At 70.3% G+C, this 5,483-nt stretch carries 7 protein-coding genes and 1 pseudogene; 6 read left to right on the forward strand and 2 right to left on the reverse strand.

Annotated elements, in window-relative coordinates; genetic code table 11:
- A partial coding sequence (locus C4313_RS10940; RefSeq protein ID WP_352429895.1) for a cupredoxin domain-containing protein occupies positions 1-338 on the forward strand: 338 nt, incomplete at its 5' end.
- Here the strand turns inward: C4313_RS10940 and C4313_RS10945 are convergent.
- Both C4313_RS10945 and C4313_RS10950 read right to left on the reverse strand, forming a co-directional pair.
- Positions 332-1,135 (reverse strand): annotated as a pseudogene (locus tag C4313_RS10945) (isocitrate/isopropylmalate family dehydrogenase); the annotation flags it as partial. The gene C4313_RS10940 and the pseudogene C4313_RS10945 overlap by 7 nt on opposite strands.
- A 48-nt stretch (positions 1,136-1,183) precedes the next feature.
- Positions 1,184-1,786: a uracil-DNA glycosylase family protein gene (locus tag C4313_RS10950; RefSeq protein ID WP_352429896.1), complete on the reverse strand. Its 603-nt coding sequence runs from the start codon at positions 1,784-1,786 to the stop codon at positions 1,184-1,186.
- Between the two features lie 249 nt (positions 1,787-2,035).
- On the opposite strand from C4313_RS10950, the gene C4313_RS10955 reads away from it, so the two are divergent.
- The 5 genes from C4313_RS10955 to C4313_RS10975 are packed head-to-tail and all read left to right on the forward strand — an operon-like array spanning position 2,036 to position 4,867.
- Positions 2,036-2,503 carry a hypothetical protein gene (locus C4313_RS10955; RefSeq protein ID WP_352429897.1) on the forward strand — a complete coding sequence of 156 codons (468 nt, stop codon included), beginning with the start codon at positions 2,036-2,038 and terminating at the stop codon, positions 2,501-2,503.
- A gap of 27 nt (positions 2,504-2,530) precedes the next feature.
- Positions 2,531-3,262: a metallophosphoesterase family protein gene (locus C4313_RS10960; protein ID WP_352429898.1), complete on the forward strand. Its 732-nt coding sequence runs from the start codon at positions 2,531-2,533 to the stop codon at positions 3,260-3,262.
- Between the two features lie 56 nt (positions 3,263-3,318).
- Entirely contained in the window at positions 3,319-3,987 is a 669-nt protein-coding gene (locus C4313_RS10965) for an SOS response-associated peptidase (protein ID WP_352429899.1), read from the forward strand.
- An 18-nt stretch (positions 3,988-4,005) separates the two neighbouring features.
- Positions 4,006-4,425, forward strand: coding sequence for a hypothetical protein (locus C4313_RS10970; protein ID WP_352429900.1), 420 nt, complete (start codon positions 4,006-4,008; stop codon positions 4,423-4,425).
- Between the two features lie 10 nt (positions 4,426-4,435).
- Positions 4,436-4,867 carry a hypothetical protein gene (locus C4313_RS10975; RefSeq protein ID WP_352429901.1) on the forward strand — a complete coding sequence of 144 codons (432 nt, stop codon included), beginning with the start codon at positions 4,436-4,438 and terminating at the stop codon, positions 4,865-4,867.
- Positions 4,868-5,483: the final 616 nt, after the last annotated feature.

Consider the following 5,483-nt stretch of genomic DNA (forward strand, 5'->3'; position numbering starts at 1 on the left):
CAGCCCCGCCCGCCCCCACGCCGACCGCCCCGGCGCCCGCCGCAGGGAAGCCCCAGGTGGTCCTGCGGAACTTCGCCTTCCACCCGGCGGAACTGGTGGTGACGGTGGGGACCACGGTGGAATGGATCAACGGCGAGGAGGGGGTTCCCCATACGGTCACCGCCGGCACCCCGGGGTATCCCAGCGGGGCCTTCGACTCCGGGCGCCTGGGGCCCGGGGAGTCCTTCCGCTTCACGTTCCGCCAGCCGGGGACGTATGAATACTTCTGCAGCATCCACACCCGGATGCGGGGACGCATTGTGGTCCAGCCGCAACCGGCCTCCGGGACCGACTACTGAGGGCCGGGGAGCGAGGGACGCCCCCCTCCCACCAGGCGGAGGGTTTCCCAGACCTCCAGTTTGCGGGCGATACGACGGATCACCTCATCGGTGAACTCGGTGGTGGTGGCCTGGCCGCCCAGGTCGGCAGTGGCGATCCCGTCGTAGACGCTCTCGAAGACCGCTTCGTAGATGGCGCGGCTCGCCCGCTGGGCGGCCTCCGCTTCGATGAAGGAGAGCAGGGCGGCGCCCGCCAGGATCATGGCCATCGGGTTGGCTATGTTCTTGCGGTAGAGGGTCGGCGCGGTGCCGTGGGGCGCCTCCGCCATCACCGTCTTCACCCGCAGGTCCTCATCGAAGGCGAGCAGCAGCGACTCGCTGCCCGCGATGGAGCCGAACAGCTGCAGGACGAGGTCGCTCAAAAGGTCCCCATCGCGGTTGAGGCAGGGGATCACCAACGGCTCGGCGGCCCGGGCGAACAGGAGGGCCAGCGTGGCATCGATCAACTGGGGCTCGTAACGGACGTCGGGATAGCGCCGGGCGGCGGCGTCCACTTCCTCCTTGAACATGCCCTCGTAGATGCGGCTGACGGTATATTTCGGACCGCCGAACACTTTGGCCCCGATGCGACGGGCATACCAGAAGGCGAACTCGGCCACCGCCCGGCAGGTCCGGCGGGTGATGCGATCCACCCGGCAGGCGACCTCGTCCAGCCCCTCCCCCTCCCGCCACTCCCGGGCGTTGTAGGCATCCTCCACCGCCATGCGCACGATGGCCACCGGCCCGACCACCCCTCCGATGGGCCGGACGCCGGGGATATGGTCCAAGGCCCTTCCCCACCCAGACCCATCGCCCGCCTCCTGCCCTCAGAACAGGCTCAACTGCTTGGGCTCCTCCGGCGGCCGTTCCTCCGAGGTCCGTAGCAGCCCAGCCAGGAAGGCCCCCAGTTTCTGAAAATCCTCCTCCACCGTCCGCTTGAGGGCCAGCTGGTGCAGCGCCGCCGCTGGGTGATACATGGGGAAGATCACCCGGTCCCCCACCCGGATGGGCTTGCCGTGGACCTGGGAGATCTTCGCGTTGGGAAGCCAGTGGGCCAGGGAATATCGGCCCAGGGTGACGATCACCTGGGGGTTGATCAGGGCCACCTGTCGGTCGAGATACGGGCTGCACGCCTCGATCTCGTCCATGTAAGGGTCCCGGTTCCCGGGGGGCCGGCACTTGATGATGTTGGTGATGTAGACCTCCTCCCGCTTCAGGCCGATGGAGGCCAACAGTTCGTTGAGGAAGCTCCCGGCCGCCCCCACGAAGGGACGGCCCTGCCGGTCCTCGTGGAAGCCCGGAGCCTCGCCGACGAACATCACCCGGGCGGTCCGCGGCCCCTCGCCGGGGACCGCCATGGTGCGCCCCCGGGCCAGCGGGCAACGGGTGCAGGCCTGCACTTCCCGATGCAACGCCTCCAGTTCGTCCATCCGCAACGACCTCCTCTCCAGCGATCCCGAGGGCCGCCCCGAGGGGGCGGCGCGCTCATTGAAACACGCGATACGGATTTCGGCAACCGCCCTCACCCATCTGGTAAGGAGGCCATGCGGTTGCTCCCCATGGGATGGGCCCACCCCTTTCGCTCGATTGACATGGACCGGGGCCGGGCCTAATCTAGCCGCCGAAGGCGGGGCCAGGGCGATCCGCCCCGCCGGACCCTGAACGTGGAGCGCCCGCCCATGAACTGGCTGGACCAGATGCCGCCGCGCCGGCGGACCCTTTATGTGGTCTTTATCAGCCTGATCCTGGCCACCCTCCCCTGCTACGTGTTGGGCGGGGTGTTGCTGGCCGCGGCCCGGCCGGCGGGAGGGATCCCGGCATCCCCCACGCCCTTCCCGACCCTCACCCCCCTGGGGCTCACCCCGGTGCTCCTGCCCACCTTTACGGTGCCCTTCGGGCCCACCGAGACCCGGCTCCCTACGCCCACCCAGTGGGTCCCGCCCACTTTCACCCCCACGGCCACCCGTACGCCGACGCTCACGCCCACCGCCACAGCCACCGCGACCCCCACGCCCACCAACACCCCCACGGCGACGCCGACCCTCACGCCCACCGCTACGGCCACCCCCACGCCGACCCTCACGCCCACCATCACGGCTACCGCCACGCTGACGCCCGCCGTCTCGCCAACGCCGACGACTCCGTAAACCCCAGGGACATTGAGGCAGCGGGCGATGCGTGTCCTGGTGCTCTCGGACATCCACGCCAACCTGCCGGCGCTGGAGGCGGTGCTCGCCGATGCCGGGACCTGGGACGCCCTGTGGTTCCTCGGGGACCTGGTGGGCTACGGGCCGGATCCTGTCACCTGCATCGATCGGATCCAGGCCCTGGCCGCCGTCGCCCTGGCCGGCAACCACGACTGGGGGGTCCTGGGCCGCATCCCCCTGCGAACCTTCAACGCCACTGCCCGCTGGGTGCTGGAGTGGACCCGAAATCAGCTCCCCGCCTCCCTGTGGGCCTACTTGGAACGCCTGCCCCCCCAGGCCGAGGCGGAGGGCTTCACCCTGGTCCACGGCAGCCCCCGGGCGCCCATCTGGGAATACATCCTAGACCCCTACACGGCCTGGGAGAACTTCGCCGCCATGTCCGCCCGGGTCGGCCTCTTCGGCCACACCCACGTGGCCATCGCTTACCATATCCCCCGCCCCGAGGAGGCCCGTCTCCTCATCGTCGAGCCGGTCTATAACGAGCCCCTCTCCCTCCAGGAGGGCCGCTGGCTGCTGAACCCAGGCAGCGTCGGCCAGCCCCGGGACGGCGACCCGCGGGCGGCTTACGCCATCCTGGACCTGGAGACGATGACCTGGACCTTCCGGCGGGTCCCCTATCCGGTCCGGGAGACCCAGGAGCGGATGCGCCGCCTGGGCTTCCCGCCCTTCTTGATCGAGCGGCTGGCCTACGGGGAATGAGCCGGCGCCCGGCCGCGGCGGTAAAATATCCGGGGACGGTGGGAAAGGGGGACTCCATGTGTGGCCGTTACACGATCTTCACGGACCCGGAGCGGCTGGCGGCGCGGTTTCGGGCCGAGGGGCTGGAGGGCCCATGGCGGCCCCGCTACAACGCCGCCCCCACCCAGCAGTTGCCCGTGCTGCTCAACGAGGGCCCGCGGCGGATCCGCCTGCTGCGCTGGGGGCTGATCCCCCACTGGGCGGAAGACCCGGCCATCGGCCAGCGGCTGATCAACGCCCGGGCGGAGACCCTCGCCCAGCGCCCCAGTTTCCGGGAGGCCTTCCGCCGGCGCCGCTGCCTGGTGCTGGCCGACGGCTTCTATGAGTGGCAGCGGACCCCCTACGGACGCCTCCCGTACTGGATCGGGCTGGAGGGGCGGGAGCCCTTTGCCTTCGCCGGGCTGTGGGACCGCTGGGAGGGCCCCGACGGGCAGGTGATCGCGTCCTTCACCATCATCACCACGGCCCCCAACGAGCGGGTGGCCCCCATCCACGACCGCATGCCGGCCATCCTCCTCCCGGAGCACGAGGAGGTGTGGCTGGACGACACGGCCGGCCCCCGGGCCTGGCGCGAGGTCCTGCGCCCCTACCCGGCCGACCGCATGATCGCCTATCCGGTCTCCCCGCGGGTCAACGCCCCCCACATCGATGAGCCCGACCTGATCCGGCCGGTGGCCCACCCCTAGAATGCGGCGAACCGAGAGATGCCACGGCCCACCCGGTGGATGGTCCGCGCCGCGCTGATCCACTGGGCCGCCGCCCTGGCCCTGGGGATGGGGCTGGGGCTCGGCCGTTGGCTTTCCCTCCCGCCTGCCGTGGCGGCGGCGACGCCCGTCTACTTCCACCTGCTGATGGTGGGCGGGGTGGCACAGTTCATCTTCGGGGTGGCCTGGTGGATGTTCCCGCCCCTCTCGAAGGCGCGGCCGCGGGGCGACGCGCGGTGGATGTGGGCGGTCTTCTTCCTGCTGAACGGCGGCCTTCTGCTGCGCGCCCTGTTCGAGCCATGGGTCGCCGTGGACCCGATCCCCCTCGCCCGGTGGGGGCTGGCCCTCAGCGCGGTGATGCTGGTCGCGGCCGGCTGGATCTTCGTCCTCCACATGTGGCCCCGGGTGAAAGGGCGCTGAGGAGGGGCCGATGCCGCGCCTGAGCCGATGGATGGTCCGCGCCGCCTTCCTGCACCTGGCCTACGGCTTCCTGTTCGGCGGCCTGATGCTGCTTCACAAGGCCTGGCCCCTCCATCCCCGGGCGATGGCCCTGCTGCCTTGGCACATCCACGCCATGCTGATCGGCTGGACGGTGCAGTTCACCTTCGGGGTGGCCTTCTGGATCTTCCCCCGCTTCGCTCTGGAACGGCCTGGGGACCCGCGGGGGCGGAGCGGGCTGGCCTGGGCAGCCTTCGGCCTGCTCAACGCCGGCGTGGTCCTGGCCGGCGCCAGCGTGTGGATCCCGCTCCCAGCTGCTGCCGGGCTCCCCTTTCTCGGCGCCGCCCTGGAAGCGGCCGGCGTCGCGGCCTTCCTCATCCATCTGTGGCCGCGCATCCGCCCGGCGGGGATGGGATCGCCGTGAGGGCACCGTTCCGTGGCGCATCGTCATCTGTTTCACCTTGCGAGGCGAAACAAATGACCGACCCCTTCCGGCTTCCTCGACCCGAGGCGCGTAGACCGGCCAGGGCCGTTCCGCCGCCCGAGGGACCTCCACAGGCGTCCTTTCCCGGGGAACTCCCGGTAGGGCTGCTTCGGACGGCCAGCCCGTAACGCCATAGGGTTCCCCGTTCCGGCCAGCTTGGGTTTCGCCGGCCGGTTCCGCCCCCATGATTGTAGGCACCGCCATCTGGGTCACGTTCCCGAGAGAGCCACGCGGGCCGCCCCGGGCCGGCCGGGGGCCCCATTTCGTTCGTTTTCGCTGGACAAAATTCGGCCGGCTCGCCAGGCACCTCCAGAGTGACCGCCAGGCGGTGAGGTAGCGGACCCCCTATTGACGCGCCCAATCGGAAAGCTTCATGGCTGTAATAGCTGATAACAAACTCGCCAGTAGTTGCCAACCCCCCTTCGGGGGGCAAGCGGAAGGACTTCTACAGCGCGCCGGGCGGCGGGCGACCCGGAGGCCCGTGCGGCGGCCCTGCGAGACCGTCCCCTCGTTGCTGCGACGGGGTATGGCTTTTCTAGCGGAGGGCAAAGTATAC

Source organism: Thermoflexus sp. (genome assembly GCF_040289485.1).
In the GTDB taxonomy this organism is placed as follows: domain Bacteria; phylum Chloroflexota; class Anaerolineae; order Thermoflexales; family Thermoflexaceae; genus Thermoflexus.